This is a genomic window from Sphaerochaeta sp. UBA5836, assembly GCF_002432845.1.
In the GTDB taxonomy this organism is placed as follows: domain Bacteria; phylum Spirochaetota; class Spirochaetia; order Sphaerochaetales; family Sphaerochaetaceae; genus Sphaerochaeta.
This window is the reverse complement of sequence record NZ_DJGW01000077.1, coordinates 1-18610: the sequence shown is the minus strand read 5'-3', so window position 1 is coordinate 18610 and position 18610 is coordinate 1. Positions and strand designations below refer to the sequence as shown.

Genomic DNA, 18610 nt, shown 5'->3' with positions numbered 1-18610 from the left:
CACCAGCTTCTGGTCCCAGAGCACCGGGGCGGCCTTCACCAGATTGGTGGTGAAAGAGCCTGCAAATGAGCAGGGAACCTGACTGACCACCAGAGCCAGGTCCTTCTTCCGCTTCTTGATGCCGCAGGCGACGCCGTTGGCTGAAAATCCCTTACTTGCGGTAACTGAACCGTCGATAATCTGCATACAAGCCTCCTAGAGGGGGTTGCTCACATAGAGAGGAAGGCCGAGGGTCTCCTCAAAGTTGCACCGGATATTCATGTTCTGTACCGCTTGTCCGCCGGCACCCTTGATCAAATTGTCTATCGCCCCGATTGCGATGACGCGCCTGGTCCTTGCATCGACCTTCCACCCGATGGCACAGATGTTGGTTCCCCGTACGAACCGGGTTTCGGGAAGGGAGGATCCCATCAGGCGGATGAAGCGCTCCTTGCCGTAGTGTTTCTGATATGCAGACTCGATATCACCTTCAGTCACCCCGGTCTTGAGGTTTGCATAGCAGGTGGACAGGATTCCACGGTTCATCGGAACCAAATGGGGAGTGAACTGCACCACGATGTCAGAACCGTTGATAAGGCTCAGTTCCTGCTCGATCTCCGGGGTGTGGCGGTGATTGGTCACCCCATACGCCTTGTACGATTCGTTGCACTCGCAGAACAACGAGTCGATCTTCTCGCTGCGGCCTGCCCCGCTGACTCCGCTGGCGCTGTCGATTATCAGGCTGGATGGATCGACCAATTGCTCGGCCAGCAAGGGAGCAAGGGTGAGAATGGAGCATGTGGTATAGCAGCCCGGATTTGCAATCAGGTTGGCCTTCTCAATCTCACTGCGATGCAGTTCGCAGAGGCCGTAGACACTCTGTTTGAGAAGGTGCTTGCTGCCGTGTTCGGTCTTGTACCAGGATTCATAGACACTGCTTTCCTTAAGCCGATAGTCGGCTCCCAGATCGATGACGATGCATCGCTCCAAGATCTCCTCGGTGACCTTGCGGCTGGCCAGTGCATGGGGGAGAGCTAAAAACAGAACCGAGCAAAGCTTGCTCGCCTCTTGCACATCCTCCTCCTGCAAAACCAGGTCGCAACCACCCGCAAGCGATGGATAGATATCGGAAAAACGCTTGCCCGCGTATGAGTGGGAAGCCAAATAGGTGATCTCAACGTTGGGGTGTGCAGCCAATAAGGATACCAGGACCGATCCTGCATACCCTGTAGCACCAATTACTCCGCATCGCAGCATACAATCCTCCGTGTATACGATAGTGGTATAATTATACAGATAATCCGTTGCTTGACCAGTATCCATGCATATAATTTCAGAAAATTATGTATAAATATTAATTAAGCCAGTGAATTACATCCTTTCCCCAGCTCATTCCCAGCTTTTTCTGCAAAGAAAGTGAAGCTGTATTGGCAGTATCGACATGACAGTAGGGAATGCGCCCTTGATCCAGCAGCAGATTGATGTAGGCTTTCTCCAGCTCCTCACCGATATGTCGTCTGCGCCAGGCAGGCAGGACTTCAAGCATCCCGATGGTCCCTTCGGCGTGCCTGCCGATGAAGGCGGCAAGCTGGCCGTCGACGACAGCCTTCCTCATCGAGCCGGCTGATACACGCTCGGTGATGTACGCCCTGTCGGCATGCTTGTAGTGGGCCAAAACAATATCCAGATCCTCAAGGCACAACGGCTGTATCGTGACTTTCGACGAGAGGACAAACCGCTGCTTGCTCGGATAGACGGCTTGCACGCAACCCAGATGGTAGGGCAATCCTTGTGCCTTGAGATATTCGACCAACGGCCCTTCATGAACACAGAGGGCGTCGTCGCTTCCGACCATGAGTTTTGCAAAGTCGGGCAGTGCCTGCTCGTCAAACAGTGCACAACAACGCGTGTTCTTGTTGATGCAAATCAATACACCCGCCTCCGAGGCCAGAAGGACCTCTGCCGTCCCCTCTCTCAGCGGTTCGATGAGATCGATGTAGGTGATCTCCCCTTTACTCTCTAAAAACGAAACGATATCCATGCTCACAGTTTACAATAAACACGTAAGGATTGTCACTTCAAGCTGAGCACTCCATGCACCAGAGATGAAACCAAGGACAGGTTGTAGAGAATCAGGGCCGATACAGAGAGAAACACGGGAGGATCGGAGAGCAGCATCAGGGTGACCAATGAGACAACAGCTGCCACTGAACCAAAGACGAAGAATAGGAATGGGCCTTTTGCCAAAAAGGTCCCCACCATGAGAAACAAAAGGGCAATGATGGCGACAAAGCCCAATTCGGCCGTCATCAAGTAGTCAAAGACCAGCTCGGAATTGACGATCAGTGATATCAGCGAGAAGAAAAACGGAGACAGGAGAACCAGTGCAACGAGCAGCGTTCCTATGAGCAGAAAAGCCTTTGCTCCGCCTGTCGCCTTCATGACTCACTCTTTCCCAACATGGTACCGACCAATTTCAACAGCACATCGTCCACAACCAAGTCGGCGCGGGTGTGCTTGGCGTCGATTCGCGGTTTTTTCATCAGCTGCCGGTAGGCGTCGCAGATCCACAGGCTTGCAGTCTCGGGTGGAACGATGGAGGTATCGAGAACCAAATCAAAAAGCGCTGCATCATTCTGGTTGTACTGCAGGTCGGTTTGCACAAAGCTGGTCCGAATCAGTTCCTGCTCGATCAAAGCTTTTCTAGCCTCGATATCAGTAGTACCATACTCCTTCTGCTTTCGCTCAAGCCGTACAGAAAGCGGTGCTTTCAGTCGAACGTTGAGAATATCGGTGTACCCCTGGAAGAGACCGAATCCTCCCCGGCCGAGCAGCACCACATTGCCAACCTTTGCGAAGGCACGCATTACAGTAAGCAGGAAGTCGATGGTCACGGAACGTTGAAGATTAAAACGTTCCCAAAAACCGGGGCGGGTGTTGTACACTTCCTCGAAGGCACTGAAGCCGTAGGCATGCATGACTTTCTCGATGTCTTCCTTGTCAATAAAGGACAAGCCCAGTTGTTCGGCAACCCGTTTGGCAATGAAGGTTCCTTCACTGCCTATCTGACGAGAAATGGTAATGACTCCCATAGACACCTCCTTCTGGTATTTTTATGGTATACCTGTAATTACCAGAAGTCAAGAAACAGGTCTACAAGCTTGTGTAGTCCAAGCCCAATACATCCTCGATAAACACTTTTGCAAGGGCGGGATCAAATTGGGTCTGACTGCAGCGTTTGATCTCCTGCGCAGCCTGCTCGGTGGTCACCGTTTTGCGATACGGTCGGGAGGAGGTCATGGCGTCATAGGCATCAGCGATGCTGATGATCCTCGACTGCAGGGGAATCTCCTCTCCCCTGAGGCCTTTTGGATACCCGTTGCCGTCGTAGTGTTCATGATGCGCCAACACATACTGGGCGAGTCCGGCCATATCCTCAACCGAGTTGAGAATGCGGTATCCGATTTCGGAGTGCCGCTTCATCTCCTTCCACTCTTCGGCTGTCAGCCTGCCATCCTTGTTGAGTATGGACTCATCAATGGCAATCTTGCCGATATCGTGCAAGAGGCCCACCAGCCTCAGCTCATTGGCCGCCATTTCACCCAGGCCGGAGGCCCTGGCAAGGCGTTCACACAACTCGCTGACGCGCCTTGAGTGATTCTCCTCCCGCTTGTTCTTCTCGTGGAGGGTGTTGATGATTGCATAGACGGCTTTTCCCTGGGTGTGGGGGCTGTCGACGAGCTTTCTGGTTGCCAGGTCCTTCTCCGCCTGCTTGATCGCCTCGTTGATGCTGCCTTGGGCGGTATCCAAGGAAGCAAGGCCGAAGCTCATTGAGGGAACCACCGAACCCATCATCTCCAAGGAGGCTATATCACTCGTTACTCCACCAAGAAGGGTCTCAACCTGGTCGGGGTTTCGGTTGAAGAAGAACAGGGCAAACTCATCACCTCCCACCCGGCTGACATAATCGCCTTCAGGTAGATGCTTTTCCAATATTCGTGCTATGCGGCTGAGCAGGCGGTTGCCCTCATCGCGACCGAAGGCCTCGTTGAGGATTCTGAGCCCGTTCACATCCCCGAACGCGACAGTGAGAATCTGGTCATCGGCAATTTGCAGATCCCGTACATACTCTTCAAAATGCACACGGTTGTAGAGTCCGGTGAGAGCATCGTGGTTGGAGGCATACAGGATTTTTTGCTCGTACTGCTTGCGTTCAGTGATGTCGACGGTCATGCACAAGGACTCAACATTTTTCATATCCTTGGTGGTGAAGATGGAGAGGGAGAGATTGGCCCAAAGGATCTGTCCATCCTTGCGGATGAATCGCTTGTCTATAGACAGAATTCCTCCCTCTTTGTTCAAAAGACGCTGGGTGGTCACTCTGCTGAGCGCTTTGTCCTCAGGATGGGTGAACTCATCCCAACGCCTTCCCAGCACCTCTTCCCTGGTATATCCAAGCATGTCGGCATAGCTTTGGTTGATGTTCTCAATCCTGCCGCTTTCAACATCGGTAAGGGACATGCCGATCGGGGCTTGTTCGAACATGGTCTTGAACAATTGTTCGCTTTTTTCCAACTCGGTGATTGCGAGAACCCGCCTGGCCTGGCTGAAAAACAGGAGACTGAGCAGATAGGTTCCTATGGGATAGACAACAAGAATCGGGAACGCCATGACGCCGATAACCGTCCTACGGATGTCTGAAGGCATGAGCAGCATGGCAAGCAGCATGCCTATGTGGGTGACCACTCCCATCAGGTAGTACTCAAAACCAAACATTTCATGCTTCGCAAGCACCTTGTCATAGCGCTTCCGGTGCCAAACGCTCCCAACAATGCTGCTCAGCAGAATGGTCGCAAGGCCTGTATAGATGCCTCCACCACCGATAATAAGCCGGTAGACAGCCATCATACCTGCTCCGATGGCTGTTGGGATAAAACCGAAGACCATGCCTGATACAGTGAGCAGGATGGTTCTCGAGTCAAATATCACCCCTTCATAGAGGGTCAGGGGATTGAGCATGACCAGTATGCCGATGATCCCGACAACCGAGCCTACAAGCACTTTATGGGATGTGAGCCTCTTGAGATTGCGAAACGGGTAGGTGGCGAAGAAAATCATGAGGGCTAGAAGCAGGGCGATATTAAACAGGATATTGAACATCACAGCCCCCTTACCGAATCGTCGAACAAGCAAACCTTATTCTTTCCAGAGGCTTTTGCCTGATAGAGGGCACGGTCTGCATCGGCGATCAACTCGCTTTTCTCAAGGTCCTCATAGCAAAGTCGTGCTATGCCGATGCTGATTCGTATCGAAAGCACCTGGCTCTGGTAGTGGAAGTGTGTTTTTTCCACCTGCTTTCTCAAACTCTCACCCATTGCAAAGGCCTCCTCGTCCGTCATGTCTGTAAGAGCCATGACAAACTCATCACCTCCCAAGCGGGCGATGGCATGGTTATGCTTCAGCACATCCTTTGCGATACCGGCAAACTCCTTCAGTACGGCGTCGCCGGCCAAGTGGCCATACTGGTCATTCACATCCTTGAACCGATCGATATCGCAGAGCATGATGTGGGCCCTGCCCTTCTCCATCAAGTGTATTCTCACCCTCTCAAGAAAGTATCGTCGGTTGTACAGGCCTGTCAGGGGGTCGATGTAGGAAAGTTCACGCAATTTTTTTTGGAGGTTTCTCCGCTCGGTTATGTTGATGATTTGTGCAGTAACTGCCCGTTGGCCCATATACGGGGTCTTGAGAGGGAACATCCTGGTTTCAAACCACTGCGTTCCTCCCGGTCCATTGAATTCAGGAAGCACCACCTTGTTGGTCTCAAGCTGATAATCAAATGCGTTGAGACAGTTCATTTCCAGGGTGCGGCGCACCTGTTGCATGTAGAAATCGGCAAACTCCTTGGGCATGAAATCATAAATATTCCTGCCTTTCATGGGCTTGCCGTCATCATAGAGACTTCGATCGGTTCCTCCGAACACCTCAAGGTACGTACCATCCTCGCCGATGACAAAAAAAGGATCGGGAATGGTGTTGAAAAGTGAATAGAGTAGTTCAGAAAGAATCTCCTGGTACATCCTGCCTCCAAGCTATGAGCACTCATACTGTACCATGAATATCTTCGGATACAACAGGGAACCCCCCTGTTTTCAGAAGGGTTCCCAAACCCAGGAGGAGTCCTATATATTATACGGAGTACAGCAGTTGCTCGTACGTGGGTATCGGATAGTAGCTCTCACCCATCAGAAGCTCTGCGGAATCACTGATCGACCGTACTTCAGCCATTGCAGGGAGCACCTGGTCGTGATAGTACCTGCTTGTCTGAAGAACCTCACCCACCATGCGTGCGTCCACCACCCGCTTCTCAAGCTCAGTCACAGCCGATTCGAGGCTGTCTGCAAGCCTGCTCAGGGAGGTGACGGTGGATTTCTCGTAGGAGAGCGAAAGGGAGGGAACCAGGACCAGTTTATCCTGTGCTGAACGGGCCAACATACCGCTGAATGTGCTGAGGGCGGGAAGAATCTGCTTGCGAACCATGTCGGTCATGGTAAGCGCTTCGATGTTGATCGTCTTGCAATAGTTCTCCAAAACAATCTCGTAGCGGCTGTGGATTTCGGTCTCGCTGAGTACGCCGAACTTGGAGAAGAGAGCGATGCTCTTCTTGCTGATGAAGGCCGGAAGTGCATCAACGGTGGATTTCAGGTTCGACAACCCCCGCCTCTGGGCTTCCTCGACCCAGGCCTGGGCATAGTTGTTTCCATTGAACACGATCCTGCGATGCTTCTGATAGGTCTCCTTGACCAGTTTGGAAAGAGCACAGGCAAAGTCCGTCTCTTTCTCCAACTGATCGGCAAACAGGGAGAGCTTGTCGGCTATGATCGTATTGAGTACAAAGTTCGGACCACTGACGGAGAAGGAGGAGCCCAGCATCCTGAATTCAAACTTGTTTCCGGTGAAGGCGAACGGACTGGTGCGGTTGCGGTCGGTGCTGTCCTTGGGAAGCGGAGGCAGCAGGTTCACCCCCAGCAGCATCGAGGTGGGGGCTTTGTTTGGACAATCAGTCCCGTCGGCCAATGAGTCGAGAATGTTGGTGAGCTCCTGGCCGAGGAACATCGAGACAATGGCGGGAGGGGCTTCATTGGCCCCGAGGCGATGGTCGTTGCCGGCATTTGCGACGGAAACCCTGAGAAGGTCCTGATACTCATCCACCGCTGCAATCACGGCAACCAGGAAGAGCAGGAACTGGGCATTGTCCTTCGGGTTGTCTCCTGGTTCCAGCAGGTTGATTCCGCTATCGGTGGAGAGGGACCAGTTGTTGTGCTTGCCCGATCCGTTCACCCCGGCAAACGGTTTCTCGTGCAACAGGCAGACCAGCCCATGCTTGTCGGCAACCTTTTTCATCACCTCCATGGTCAACTGGTTGTGGTCGACGGCTAGGTTGCTGGTGGTGAAGATGGGGGCAAGCTCATGCTGGCTGGGGGCAACCTCGTTGTGTTCGGTCTTGGCCAGGATGCCGAGCTTCCACAGCTCTTCATCAAGTTCACGCATGAAGGCCGACACCCGGCTCTTGAGGTTGCCGAAGTAGTGGTCTTCCAGCTCCTGGCCTTTCGGAGGTCGTGCCCCTAGCAGGGTTCGACCGGTATGGATCAGGTCCTTGCGTTTCAGATAGAGGCTCTTGTCGATCAGGAAGTACTCCTGTTCCGGCCCGACGGTGGTCACCACCCGTTTCACTTCTGTCTTGCCGAAGAGCTTGAGAATCCTCAAAGCCTCTCTGTTGATAACCTCCAGGGAGCGAAGCAGCGGAGTTTTCTTATCCAGAACCTCGCCGCTGTAGGAACAGAAGGCGGTGGGGATGCACAAGGTGTTTTCCTTGATGAAGGCATAGCTTGAGGGATCCCAGGCGGTATAGCCACGGGCCTCGAAGGTTGCTCTCAGTCCGCCGGAGGGGAAGGAGGAGGCGTCGGGCTCACCCTTGATGAGCTCCTTGCCGCTGAACTCAAGCAGGGCCGAGCCATCCTTTGCGGCTGAGATGAAACTTTCGTGTTTCTCAGCGGTGATTCCTGTCATCGGCTGGAACCAGTGGGTGAAGTGGGTTGCGCCTTTGCTCAGCGCCCACTCTTTCATGGCATGCGCCACCTGATTGGCTATGGTGATATCAAGCTCCTTGCCCTCGCGGATAGTCTGCTTCAACTCACGATAGGTGTCTTTGGCTAGATATTCGCGCATCATCCTATCACCGAACACCATGCACCCGAAATACTGGTCAACACGTTCTGTCATACACTGCCCCCTCTGGTGGTGTTAACGGGTTTTCGGCACACTCATCCCCTGACTTTGTCACCAATTAGGCCGTCAAGAAACAAGGTGCCCACAAACCCAATTCCGACACACATGCCGGAAAAAGAGAAAGGCGCTGTAGCCCATAACGGACTACAGCGCCTTTGCTGATGGCACTTTGTACACCCAAGAAAGGATTACTGTCAACTGGGGTACATAAGATTTTCAAAGCAGAAGGATGAATCCATACAACAAAACGGTGTACCATTTGCCCATATTGTTTATATTATAAGACTAAATTTCAATTTTGTTTAATAATATAAACAATAAGGCTTGTATATTCATACCATCACCCCTATACTGTCCACATGGGACAAAAAACAGTCGTCCTGCTTCCAAGCGTTGCGGCCAAGCTTGAAACAATGGGACATCAGATTAAACTCGCCCGCCTCAGAAGAAGTCTGCCGGTTGAGCTGATAGCCGAGCGTGCCGGTATCAGCAGGGCAACGCTCTGGGCTGTAGAAAAAGGATCGCCATCGGTTTCGATGGGAGCCTATGTACAAGTCCTGCTTGCCATCGGACTGGTGGATGACATCCTTCTCATCGCCAAGGACGATATTCTGGGAAGGAAATTGCAGGACCTCTCCTTGCCTGTAGGCAAGCGGGCTTCAAAGAGGTGATAAAGCCTTTGCATACATCACTGTAGAACAAGCAATCCGATAAATTTCCGCCGCCCCCGTGACAAACTCTCCATTCTTGGATACACTGTGCAAAATTACCACAGGGACAAAGGCGTCCACCAATGGTAGCTTCATGAGCAAGCTATCGATGGTGGACGCCTTTTTTCATGCCCGGGGAGTACACACAATGGACTGTTATCACCAGCGAACGCCTTTGGAAGGAGAATTCCGCAACAGCAGCGGATGCGCCATCAGCGGCATCATAGACCGCAGCGGCAAGCGCTTTTCAGCGCGGGAGGCCATCACCTCCATCTCGGTCATGCATGACAGGAGCAACGGATTGGGAGGGGGATTTGCAGGATACGGAATCTATCCCGAGTACAAGGACTATACAGCCTTGCACATATTCTACTACTCATCTGAAGCCAAGCGGGCATGCGAGGAGTTCCTTGAAGAACACTTCGATCTTATCAACCTCTCCAAGATTCCCACCAAGAAACACCCCGCCATCACCGACGTACCCCTCATCTGGCGGTACTTTGTCACCGCGCTTCCCACCAAGCTATCCTTCAGCCAGCTGGATGAGGATGAGTATACCGCCCGGTGCGTCATCCGCATCAACCGGGAGATNNTATGTGTTCTCCTCGGGCAAGGACATGGGCGTATTCAAGGCTGTCGGATTCCCCGAGGACGTAGGCGAGTTCTACATGCTCGACGAGTACGAAGGCTATAGCTGGACTGTTCACGGCCGCTACCCCACCAACACTCCTGGATGGTGGGGCGGCAGCCACCCCTTCAGCCTGCTCTCCTACAGCGTGGTGCACAATGGTGAAATCTCCAGCTACGACGCAAATCGTCGGCATATCGAGATGTACGGCTACGCTTGCACGCTGCAGACCGATACCGAGGTCATCACCTATATGATCGACTACCTGCACCGCAGGATGGGTCTCACCCTTGAAGAGGTCTCCCATGTACTTGCCGCCCCTTTCTGGTCGACGATCGAGCAGAAGGAGAAGGTTGAGCGCGATGAGTATGCATACCTGCGCAATACCTTTGCGAGCATGCTCATCACCGGTCCCTTCTCGATCATCCTCGGCTTCAAAGGCGGCTTGATGGCCCTCAACGACCGGCTCAAGCTGCGCAGCCTGGTTGCCGCCGAGAAGGGAGACCGGGTGTACCTGGCCAGCGAGGAAGCGGCAATCAGGGTCATAGAACCCGAACCGGACCGGCTCTGGTACCCCAGCGGAGGAAAAGCGGTCATCGTCACCCTGGACGCTATGCAAGAAGGAGAAGAGAATGGGCATCAACTATCTGTATCCGCCCTTTGAGATAATCCGCAACCAGGACAGGTGCATTGCCTGCAGGGTCTGTGAACGGCAGTGCGCCAATTTGGTACATCACTACGACGAGGAGAGCGGTCGCATGAAAGCAGATGAATCGCTGTGCGTCAACTGCCACCGATGCGTCTCCCTCTGCCCCACCCGTGCCCTGAAAATCGTAAAGACCGATCACACATTCAAGGAGAATGCCAACTGGAAGACCGAGGTTATCGAGGACATCTACCGGCAGGCCCAGAGCGGAGGGGTGCTGCTCGCCTCGATGGGGACTCCCAAGGATTATCCGGTCTATTGGGATAAAATGCTGATCAATGCAAGCCAGGTGACCAATCCCTCCATCGATCCATTGCGCGAGCCTATGGAAACGAGGACTTACCTGGGGAAAAAGAGTTCCAAAATCAGCAGGGATGCAGATGGGCGAATCATAACCAGCACATCCGGTCAATTGAAACTCGATATTCCCATCATGTTCAGCGCCATGTCCTACGGCTCGATCTCCTACAACGCCCATAAGAGTCTGGCCATGGCCGCCAGCGAGCTGGGCACCTTCTACAATACCGGCGAGGGCGGCCTGCACAAGGACTTTTACCAGTATGGGAAAAATACCATCGTACAGGTTGCCTCGGGGCGCTTCGGCGTACATCCCGAATACCTGAATGCCGGGGCTGCCATTGAGATAAAGATGGGACAGGGGGCCAAGCCGGGTATCGGGGGACACCTGCCCGGCTCGAAGATCGGCGAGGATATCTCGGCCACCCGCATGATCCCCCTTCATGCCGATGCCATAAGTCCCGCGCCCCATCATGACATCTACTCCATCGAAGATCTCAGGCAGCTGGTCTACGCCCTCAAGGAAGCGACCCGCTACACCAAGCCGGTCATTGTCAAAGTGGCGGCCGTGCACAACATTTCGGCCATCGCAAGCGGCATTGCCCGCAGCGGTGCGGACATCATCGCCATCGATGGATTCCGCGGAGGCACGGGAGCGGCCCCGGCGCGCATCCGTGACAATGTCGGCATTCCCATCGAGCTTGCCTTGGCCAGCGTCGACCAACGCCTTAGGCAGGAGGGCATCAGGGGCAACGTCAGTCTGGTGGTGGGCGGCTCGATCCGCAGCAGCAGCGATGTCGTCAAGGCCATCGCCCTCGGAGCCGATGCCGTCTACATCGCCACCAGTGCCTTGGTCGCCCTCGGCTGTCATCTGTGCCGTACGTGTCACAGCGACAAATGCAACTGGGGTATTGCCACCCAGAATCCAGAGCTGGTCAAGCGCTTGAATCCCGAAGTGGGAAGCCGTCGCCTGGTCAATCTCCTCACTGCATGGGACCACGAGATCAAGGAGATGATGGGAGGCATGGGCATCAACAGCATCGAAGCGCTCCGAGGCAACCGTCTGATGCTCAGGGGCATTGGATTGCATGAGACCGAGCTGAAGATTCTCGGCATAGCCCATGCCGGCCAATAGGAGGCAAACCATGAAACGCATCTATGTCAATGAAATGTGGTGTCTGGGCTGCCACCTGTGCGAGTACTACTGTGCGTATGCCAATTCGGGTGTACAGGACATGGTCAAGGCGCTGAAAGACAAGCAGATCAAGTCCCGCATCACCGTCGAGCAACGAGGGACCATCAGTTTTGCAGTGAATTGCCGCCACTGCACCGAACCACTGTGTGTAAAAAGCTGCATCGGCGGCGCCATTACCAGCAAGGATGGAGTGATCGTCATCGACCAGAGCCGCTGCGTTCTCTGCTACTCCTGCATCATGGCCTGCCCGTACGGCGCCTTGATGCCAGCTGTGGAAGGGGTGATGCAGAAGTGCGAGCTCTGTACCACGAACTCCCAAGGACAGCCTGCCTGCATCCAAGGTTGTCCGAACAAGGCCATCGTTTTCGAGGAGCGTTGATATGCACTACGTCATGATAGGAAATTCGATCGCGAGCACCGCTTGCATCGAGGCAATCAGAAGCATTGACCGGAAGGGCTCAATCACCGTTATCGGGGAGGAGGACCATCCGTGTTACAGCCGGCCCCTCATCTCCTACCTGTTGCAGGGAAAAACCGATGAGAACCGCATGAAATACCGCACTGCCGCCTTCTATGAAGAGAACAAGGTGACAGTGTTGCAAGGAACCCGTGCAACGAGCATCGACCGAGAGGGGAAGACGGTATGCCTGGATGGGGAAACAACCCTCTCGTACGACAAGCTGCTCCTGGCAACCGGCTCTTCTCCCTTCGTTCCCCCGATCAAGGGGCTGGGCGAGGTGAAGAATTGGTTTACCTTCCTCACCCTTGATGAAGCAAAGCGCCTGCAGACCCACCTGAAGAAGGAGAGCCGTGTCCTCATTCTGGGTGCAGGCCTCATCGGCCTGAAGTGTGCGGAGGGAATTCTTGACAAGGTGCAGTCGGTCAGTGTGGTTGACCTCGCCCCGCGGGTTCTGATGAGCGTGCTCGATGAGGCTTCCTCCATTCAGGTGCGTGACCACCTCCAAGAGCAGGGGCTTCGGTTCTACCTGGGCGACAGCATCCAAGAGTGCACCGCCAATGAAGCCCTGCTTCAGAGCGGAATTGTCATCGGTTTCGACCTTCTGGTCATTGCAGTCGGGGTGAGGCCGAACATACAGCTTGCCTCTGAAGCAGGCCTTGCAGTCAATCGGGGGATTCTCGTCGACCAAGGGGGAAGGACGGGTGACCCGGATATCTTTGCTGCAGGCGACTGTTCGGAAGGTCCTGAGATGATAAGCGGCCAACGAGCGGTGCTTGCCTTGCTTCCCAATGCGTACCTGCAAGGAGAGACAGCGGGTAAGAATATGGCCGGCGACGAGGCCGGCTTTGACAAGGCCGTCGCCATGAATGCCCTTTCGCTTATGGGGCTGCACCTTATTACGGTGGGGCGGTACGAGGGAGAGTCGCATGTGATCCCCTGCAAGGACGGATACAAGCGCCTGTTCGTCAAGGACAACCATCTAGTCGGGTGCATCCTGGTCGGTGAGGCAAGCAAAAGAGCGGGAATCTACACGGCAATGATCCGAAACAAAGTCGAGCTTGACTCGCTCGATTTCGACCTGATCTGTGAGGAGCCTCTCTTGATGGCCTTTGCAAAGAACGTACGACAGCAGCAATTGGGAGGGCCCGTATGACACACATAACTGCAGGCTTCATGGAGTATGAAGCTTTGAACAAGGCCATCAGAAGCGTGGAGGATGAGCAGATCACCATCGAACAGGCAAACGGGCAACGATATATCGGTTCGGCGCTTGCAGACAAGCAGCTGTTCATCAAGGGAACGGCGGGCAACGCCCTCGGATGCTTTCTCGACGGGGGCACCATCACAGTCTTCGGCAATGGCCAGGATGCAACCGGCGATACCATGAACGACGGCAAGATCGTCATCCATGGCAGCTGCGGTGATGGAACTGGGTATGCAATGCGCGGGGGTTCCATCTATATCCGCGACAGCTCCGGCTATCGTTCAGGTATCCACATGAAAGCGTACCAGGAGAAACAACCCTTGTTGATCATCGGCGACCGTGCAGGAAGCTTTCTGGGCGAGTATCAGGCAGGCGGGACGATCATCGTGTTGGGACGCAATCAGGAGGGCAAGCCCCCGGTGGGATATTTCTGCGGGACGGGTATGCACGGTGGAACAATGTATCTTCGCTGTGATACACTTCCTGCGAGCCTGCCCAAGCAGGTCTCCGTCCGTGATGCCTTGGATAGCGACAAAGAGCTGCTTTCCAGTCTCCTTGACGAGTATTGTACGATTTTTTCCTTTGACAAGCAGATGCTGCTTGCTTCTCACTTTTTTGTACTGCAGGCAAACTCTGCTACACCCTATCGGATGTTATACACCCATGTTTGAGAGAGGGAGGTTTCCAATGACCAATACCCATAGCGAAGTGATGAGCTTCATCAAGGAACAGGATGTGCGGTTTGTACGCCTTGTTTTCTGTGATATCTTCGGCCAGATAAAGAATATTTCCATCTCAGCCGATGAACTGGATCGGGCTTTTACCACCGGCATCTCCTTCGATGCATCGGCGGTAAAGGGTTTTTTGCAGGTCGATGAGAGTGATTTGCTCCTCTTTCCCGACGCATCCACTCTCTCCATCCTCCCTTGGAGACCGGCCCAAGGCCGGGTGGTTCGCTTCTTCTGCTCCATCAAGCGGCCGGACGGAACGCCTTTCGAAGGTGATGGGCGCTCCCTGCTTGCAGAAACGGTGCAGAAAGCCACCCTGCAGGGGTATCAGTTCGGGGTGGGACCCGAATGCGAATTCTATCTCTTCAAACTGGATGAAAACGGGCTTCCCACATTCCAGCCGATGGATAGGGGCTCCTATCTCGATGTCGCCCCTCTGGACAAGGGAGAGAACGTCAGACGGGAGATCTGTCTGACCCTCGAGCAGATGGGCTTCTATACCGAACGCAGCCACCATGAATCGGGTCCGGGCCAGCATGAGATCGACTTCAAGTACGGCTCCCCGTTGGAGGCGGCCGATAACTTCATCACCTTCAAGTCGGTGGTAAAGACCATTGCCGACCGAAGCGGGCTGTTTGCCTCGTTCATGCCCAAGCCCTTGGCCCAGGAGAGCGGCAGCGGCCTGCACATCAACCTCTCCATTACCCAGGAAGGCAAGCAGGACAGGGTACTTGAACAACAGATGACTGCCGGCATCCTGAACCGCATCAATGAGATCTCCCTGTTCCTCAATCCATTGATGAATTCCTATGAGAGACTCGGTTGCTTCGAGGCTCCCCGCTACATCGGCTGGGGGCGGGCGAACCGTTCGCTTTTGATCAGGCTTCCCCAGACCAGTGCCGAATACCGGAGGATCGAGGTCCGGTCAGCCGACCCTGCCTGCAATCCCTACCTTGCCATCACCTTGCTGCTCAATGCTGCTTTGGAAGGGATTCAAAACCACATGGTCCCCGAGGAGGAGTACGTCGGTTCCGCATACCAGAAACAGCATGGGAAGACCCTGCCCCAGTCGTTGTTCGATGCCATCGAACTGGCGAAGAACAGTGAGTTTGTCTCATCAATCGTCCCCAAGCGACTGCTCGAATATTTCTTGGAGGCCAAGCTCGCCGACTGGCGCTCGTACGAGGATGCCGGCGATAAGCACCTGGCCAGCCGTCTTCCATTCTTCTTGACTACCTAGGAGGTTGAGTGATGCGTGTTCTGGTGGTTTCGTCGACCGAGAAGGGATGTGAATCCCTGTGTAATCTCATCGTAGAGCATGAGAGACGGGTCGACATCACCAAATGCCAGAGTGCTTCCCAGGCAAGGCGCATCATCCTTGATTCCGAGCTGGATTTGGTCATTGTCAATGCTCCCTTGCTCGATGAGTCGGGCGAGGAGCTTGCGGTCATGGTTACCCAGCAGAGTCTCGCCACCTCGATCCTGGTGGTGAAAGCCGAATATTTTGAACAGGAGCAGGCGCTGTACTGCGACCAAGGCGTCCTAGTGGTTTCCAAGCCGGTCATCCGCCAGATGTTCTTCCAGGCCTTGAGCCTTGGGTTTTCCATGCGAAAGCGCCTGTCTGCAATGCATAACGAGAACGAGAAACTACACCGCAAGATAGAGGAAATCAAGCTCATCGACCGCGCCAAATGGGCCTTGATCGAGAACCTTGGCATGGATGAAAACCAGGCGCACAGACATATAGAGAAACAGGCGATGGATTTGCGCAAGAGCAGATACGATGTCGCTTCCCTGATTTTGAAAACGTATCAGATGTAAATGAGTACGAGGAGAGAGTATGGCCAAACATGTATTTGTGACCGGCGGGGTTGTTTCGGGCCTTGGCAAGGGAATAACGGCAGCGTCCTTGGGACGACTGCTCAAGGCTAGGGGGCTGAAAATCGCGGCACAAAAGCTTGATCCCTATATGAACGTCGACCCGGGAACGATGAGCCCTTACCAGCATGGAGAGGTGTTCGTCACCGAAGATGGGTCGGAGACCGACCTTGACCTCGGCCACTACGAGCGCTTCATAGACGAGGACCTGAACAAGTTCTCCAACCTTACCAGCGGAAGAGTGTACTGGAACGTGCTGACCAAGGAGCGTAGTGGTGCATATCTGGGCTCGACGGTCCAGATCATCCCGCACGTAACCGGGGAGATCAAGGACGCCATCTACTCGTTGGCCAGGAAAACCGAGGCCGATGTGGTAATTACCGAGATCGGAGGGACCACCGGCGATATCGAGAGCCAACCGTTTTTGGAGGCGATCAGGCAGATCGGCCACGAGGTCGGCCGCACCAACTGCCTGTTCATCCACGTAACCTTGGTCCCGTATCTGAAGAGCAGCGCCGAGCACAAGAGCAAGCCCACCCAGCACTCGGTCAAGGAGCTGATGGCATCGGGCATTTTCCCCGATATCATCGTCACCCGCTCCGATGAGCCGCTGGAACAGAGCATCAAGGATAAAATCGCTCTCTTTTGCAATGTAAAGCGTGACTGCGTGATTGAAAACAAGACCGTTCCGGTTCTCTACGAGGCTCCCTTGATGCTGCATGAGGAACAGTTGGACACCATCGTCTGCCGAGAACTCAACCTTGTAACAAAGGAACCAAACCTTACTGAATGGGAGGAGATGCTCAGAACCATTAAAGCAGCTAAGAAACAGGTACGCATTGCCCTGGTAGGCAAATACATCCAGTTGCACGATGCCTACCTCTCGGTCATGGAGGCACTCAAGCACGCCTCCTGGGCTTTGGGTTCCCAAGTACAGATTGATTGGATCGACAGCGAGCAGGTGACCGAGGATTCCGTGTGCGGCCTTCTTTCCAAGGCTGATGGAATTCTGGTCCCCGGCGGCTTTGGCGACCGCGGCATCGAGGGCAAGATCCTTGCCGCCCGCTATGCAAGGGAGCACAAGATTCCCTACTTGGGAATCTGCCTTGGTATGCAGATCGCCGTCATCGAGTATGCTCGCAGCATTCTCGGGTATGCAGATGCACATTCAAGCGAGTTCAATCCTGATTCAACGCACCCGGTCATCGCCCTGATGCCCGACCAGCGGGGAAACATTCCAAAGGGCGGAACGATGAGGCTGGGCACCTATCCATGCGTGGTGTCTGAGAACACAAAAATGCATAAAGCATATAAGAACCAGCATCTCATCACCGAGCGACACCGTCACCGCTACGAGTTCAACAACACCTTCCGTCAGGACCTGGTCGACAATGGTTTGGTCATCAGCGGCACAAGCCCTGATGGAACACTGGTTGAAGCTGTCGAGCTTGCCGACCACCCGTTCTTTGTAGGAGTGCAGTACCATCCGGAGTTCAAGAGTCGTCCGAACAGGCCGCACCCGATTTTCAGCCTCTTCATCGCCTCTTCACTGGGCCTTACGAGTTGACAGTTTTGCCACTCTGCGGTAGGTTTGTGTATGCAAATCCAGTGGGGCCATAGCTCATCTGGTAGAGCGACTGGTTCGCAATCAGTAGGTGGAGGGTTCGAGTCCCTTTGGCTCCAAAGAACACCCGTTTTCCTGACAGGAAGGCGGGTGTTCCTGTTCAAGCCTACTTTATACTCATCAGGCTTACAAAGTCTTGTATGACTTCCAATGCATCTGCATCATCCCAAGTATTGGAAAGAGCTACGATTCGTGCACCGGAGGCATCCCCTACGGATCTGGTAATCTGAATGCACCAATCACTGGTGGTTCCCCACAGAGCCAGTTTGAGAGCATCAAAGATGTCATCGGAATCAGGTGAATCCATCTCATCAATAGCATCCATTGCATCTTGGATATCCACCAAGGAACGATCGGCAAAGGGTTTGACCTCAATGGTAATAAGCTGAGGTATTCGTTTGGGGTTATTGGAGCTGTCGAAGGAAAGGTTCATTACCCCGCTGTATTTCAGCTCTCCGCTCAGGGTCCCCGCAACCGATGATGTTGTGGAGATATCTGTTTCAATCCCCAAATCTGCAAACAAACTATAGTCATAGTGCAATCGTTGGGAGAGAGACGAACCCAGCGAATAGAAAGCAGGATCTGCATCTGAAGTTACATTTCCTGAAAGAGCGATATGGCCATCCATCCCTAATAATTCTTCTGGAGCACCACTTTCAGCCAGAATGTAAATCAATTGGGAAAGTGAAGAAATATCTCCTTCAATCAAAACATCAAAGTAATTAATCAGGAAATCATCCGAGATCTCCTCATCCCGTACTTTCAGATGCATCCCAGCCTCAATCGATCTCGAGTTGGCATCGGCATCCTCATCATTACCCTCAGAGTCTTCATCCAGCAGTTCCAAGGCTTCAAAGGTTCTCGCAACCCCCTGGAGGAACAAAACCAAGTAAAGATATTTATCCGTATAGC

General features: G+C 53.7%; 18 protein-coding genes and 1 tRNA gene. 10 read left to right on the top strand and 9 right to left on the bottom strand.

Annotated elements, in window-relative coordinates; translation table 11 throughout:
* From B3F49_RS06655 to B3F49_RS06620, 8 genes are all read right to left on the bottom strand, one after another.
* Positions 1 to 186, bottom strand: a 186-nt coding sequence (locus B3F49_RS06655; protein ID WP_293909923.1) for a bifunctional ornithine acetyltransferase/N-acetylglutamate synthase, incomplete at its 3' end; no start/stop codon positions are given.
* Positions 187 to 195: 9 nt separating this feature from the next.
* Positions 196 to 1236, bottom strand: a complete 1041-nt coding sequence (argC, locus tag B3F49_RS06650) for an N-acetyl-gamma-glutamyl-phosphate reductase (RefSeq protein ID WP_293909921.1) — start codon at positions 1234 to 1236, stop codon at positions 196 to 198.
* Positions 1237 to 1333: 97 nt separating this feature from the next.
* Positions 1334 to 2020 carry a GNAT family N-acetyltransferase gene (locus B3F49_RS06645; RefSeq protein ID WP_293909919.1) on the bottom strand — a complete coding sequence of 229 codons (687 nt, stop codon included), beginning with the start codon at positions 2018 to 2020 and terminating at the stop codon, positions 1334 to 1336.
* A 32-nt stretch (positions 2021 to 2052) separates the two neighbouring features.
* Positions 2053 to 2421 (bottom strand): hypothetical protein, encoded by a 369-nt coding sequence (locus B3F49_RS06640; RefSeq protein ID WP_293909917.1) that lies wholly within the window; start codon positions 2419 to 2421, stop codon positions 2053 to 2055.
* Entirely contained in the window at positions 2418 to 3071 is a 654-nt protein-coding gene (locus B3F49_RS06635; protein ID WP_293909915.1) for an AAA family ATPase, read from the bottom strand. The genes B3F49_RS06640 and B3F49_RS06635 overlap by 4 nt, the downstream gene beginning before the upstream one ends.
* A gap of 61 nt (positions 3072 to 3132) precedes the next feature.
* Positions 3133 to 5139, bottom strand: a complete 2007-nt coding sequence (locus tag B3F49_RS06630; RefSeq protein WP_293909913.1) for an HD domain-containing phosphohydrolase — start codon at positions 5137 to 5139, stop codon at positions 3133 to 3135.
* The gene (locus tag B3F49_RS06625; RefSeq protein ID WP_293909911.1) at positions 5139 to 6059 is read right to left on the bottom strand and encodes a sensor domain-containing diguanylate cyclase; all 921 of its coding nucleotides are present in this window, start codon (positions 6057 to 6059) and stop codon (positions 5139 to 5141) included. Before B3F49_RS06625 ends, B3F49_RS06630 begins: the two co-directional genes overlap by 1 nt.
* Before the next feature lie 109 nt (positions 6060 to 6168).
* The gene (locus B3F49_RS06620) at positions 6169 to 8262 is read right to left on the bottom strand and encodes a glutamine synthetase III (protein ID WP_293909909.1); all 2094 of its coding nucleotides are present in this window, start codon (positions 8260 to 8262) and stop codon (positions 6169 to 6171) included.
* A gap of 365 nt (positions 8263 to 8627) precedes the next feature.
* On the opposite strand from B3F49_RS06620, the gene B3F49_RS06615 reads away from it, so the two are divergent.
* From B3F49_RS06615 to B3F49_RS06570, 10 genes are all read left to right on the top strand, one after another.
* A complete protein-coding gene (locus B3F49_RS06615; protein ID WP_293909907.1) occupies positions 8628 to 8939 on the top strand; it encodes a helix-turn-helix domain-containing protein in 312 nt (103 codons plus the stop codon).
* A gap of 635 nt (positions 8940 to 9574) precedes the next feature.
* Positions 9575 to 10270, top strand: coding sequence for a class II glutamine amidotransferase (locus B3F49_RS06610; protein ID WP_293909905.1), 696 nt, complete (start codon positions 9575 to 9577; stop codon positions 10268 to 10270).
* Complete coding sequence (locus B3F49_RS06605) at positions 10239 to 11744, top strand: glutamate synthase-related protein (protein ID WP_293909903.1); 1506 nt, start codon at positions 10239 to 10241, stop codon at positions 11742 to 11744. Before B3F49_RS06610 ends, B3F49_RS06605 begins: the two co-directional genes overlap by 32 nt.
* Before the next feature lie 10 nt (positions 11745 to 11754).
* Positions 11755 to 12183: a 4Fe-4S dicluster domain-containing protein gene (locus B3F49_RS06600; protein WP_293890318.1), complete on the top strand. Its 429-nt coding sequence runs from the start codon at positions 11755 to 11757 to the stop codon at positions 12181 to 12183.
* Position 12184: 1 nt separating this feature from the next.
* Positions 12185 to 13417 (top strand): NAD(P)/FAD-dependent oxidoreductase, encoded by a 1233-nt coding sequence (locus B3F49_RS06595; protein WP_293890315.1) that lies wholly within the window; start codon positions 12185 to 12187, stop codon positions 13415 to 13417.
* Positions 13414 to 14139 (top strand): glutamate synthase, encoded by a 726-nt coding sequence (locus B3F49_RS06590; RefSeq protein WP_293890312.1) that lies wholly within the window; start codon positions 13414 to 13416, stop codon positions 14137 to 14139. Before B3F49_RS06595 ends, B3F49_RS06590 begins: the two co-directional genes overlap by 4 nt.
* A 16-nt stretch (positions 14140 to 14155) precedes the next feature.
* A complete protein-coding gene (locus tag B3F49_RS06585) occupies positions 14156 to 15436 on the top strand; it encodes a glutamine synthetase family protein (protein WP_293909901.1) in 1281 nt (426 codons plus the stop codon).
* An 11-nt stretch (positions 15437 to 15447) separates the two neighbouring features.
* Positions 15448 to 16017, top strand: a complete 570-nt coding sequence (locus B3F49_RS06580) for an ANTAR domain-containing response regulator (RefSeq protein WP_293890306.1) — start codon at positions 15448 to 15450, stop codon at positions 16015 to 16017.
* A 19-nt stretch (positions 16018 to 16036) separates the two neighbouring features.
* Positions 16037 to 17641, top strand: a complete 1605-nt coding sequence (locus tag B3F49_RS06575; protein ID WP_293909899.1) for a CTP synthase — start codon at positions 16037 to 16039, stop codon at positions 17639 to 17641.
* Between the two features lie 43 nt (positions 17642 to 17684).
* Positions 17685 to 17757: transfer RNA gene (locus B3F49_RS06570), tRNA-Ala, on the top strand.
* Between the two features lie 47 nt (positions 17758 to 17804).
* On the opposite strand, the gene B3F49_RS06565 is transcribed toward B3F49_RS06570, so the two are convergent.
* Positions 17805 to 18610 (bottom strand): hypothetical protein (locus B3F49_RS06565; RefSeq protein ID WP_293909897.1); only part of this gene is annotated, 806 nt, incomplete at its 5' end.

What these genes read in the sequence shown, in the direction of transcription:
- argC (WP_293909921.1), bottom strand. Translation starts at nt 1,236, where the DNA reads ATGCTGCGATGCGGAGTAATTGGTGCTACAGGGTATGCAGGATCGGTC.
- B3F49_RS06645 (WP_293909919.1), bottom strand. Translation starts at nt 2,020, where the DNA reads ATGGATATCGTTTCGTTTTTAGAGAGTAAAGGGGAGATCACCTACATC.
- B3F49_RS06640 (WP_293909917.1), bottom strand. Translation starts at nt 2,421, where the DNA reads ATGAAGGCGACAGGCGGAGCAAAGGCTTTTCTGCTCATAGGAACGCTG.
- B3F49_RS06635 (WP_293909915.1), bottom strand. Translation starts at nt 3,071, where the DNA reads ATGGGAGTCATTACCATTTCTCGTCAGATAGGCAGTGAAGGAACCTTC.
- B3F49_RS06630 (WP_293909913.1), bottom strand. Translation starts at nt 5,139, where the DNA reads ATGTTCAATATCCTGTTTAATATCGCCCTGCTTCTAGCCCTCATGATT.
- B3F49_RS06625 (WP_293909911.1), bottom strand. Translation starts at nt 6,059, where the DNA reads ATGTACCAGGAGATTCTTTCTGAACTACTCTATTCACTTTTCAACACC.
- B3F49_RS06620 (WP_293909909.1), bottom strand. Translation starts at nt 8,262, where the DNA reads ATGACAGAACGTGTTGACCAGTATTTCGGGTGCATGGTGTTCGGTGAT.
- B3F49_RS06615 (WP_293909907.1), top strand. Translation starts at nt 8,628, where the DNA reads ATGGGACAAAAAACAGTCGTCCTGCTTCCAAGCGTTGCGGCCAAGCTT.
- B3F49_RS06605 (WP_293909903.1), top strand. Translation starts at nt 10,239, where the DNA reads ATGGGCATCAACTATCTGTATCCGCCCTTTGAGATAATCCGCAACCAG.
- B3F49_RS06600 (WP_293890318.1), top strand. Translation starts at nt 11,755, where the DNA reads ATGAAACGCATCTATGTCAATGAAATGTGGTGTCTGGGCTGCCACCTG.
- B3F49_RS06595 (WP_293890315.1), top strand. Translation starts at nt 12,185, where the DNA reads ATGCACTACGTCATGATAGGAAATTCGATCGCGAGCACCGCTTGCATC.
- B3F49_RS06590 (WP_293890312.1), top strand. Translation starts at nt 13,414, where the DNA reads ATGACACACATAACTGCAGGCTTCATGGAGTATGAAGCTTTGAACAAG.
- B3F49_RS06585 (WP_293909901.1), top strand. Translation starts at nt 14,156, where the DNA reads ATGACCAATACCCATAGCGAAGTGATGAGCTTCATCAAGGAACAGGAT.
- B3F49_RS06580 (WP_293890306.1), top strand. Translation starts at nt 15,448, where the DNA reads ATGCGTGTTCTGGTGGTTTCGTCGACCGAGAAGGGATGTGAATCCCTG.
- B3F49_RS06575 (WP_293909899.1), top strand. Translation starts at nt 16,037, where the DNA reads ATGGCCAAACATGTATTTGTGACCGGCGGGGTTGTTTCGGGCCTTGGC.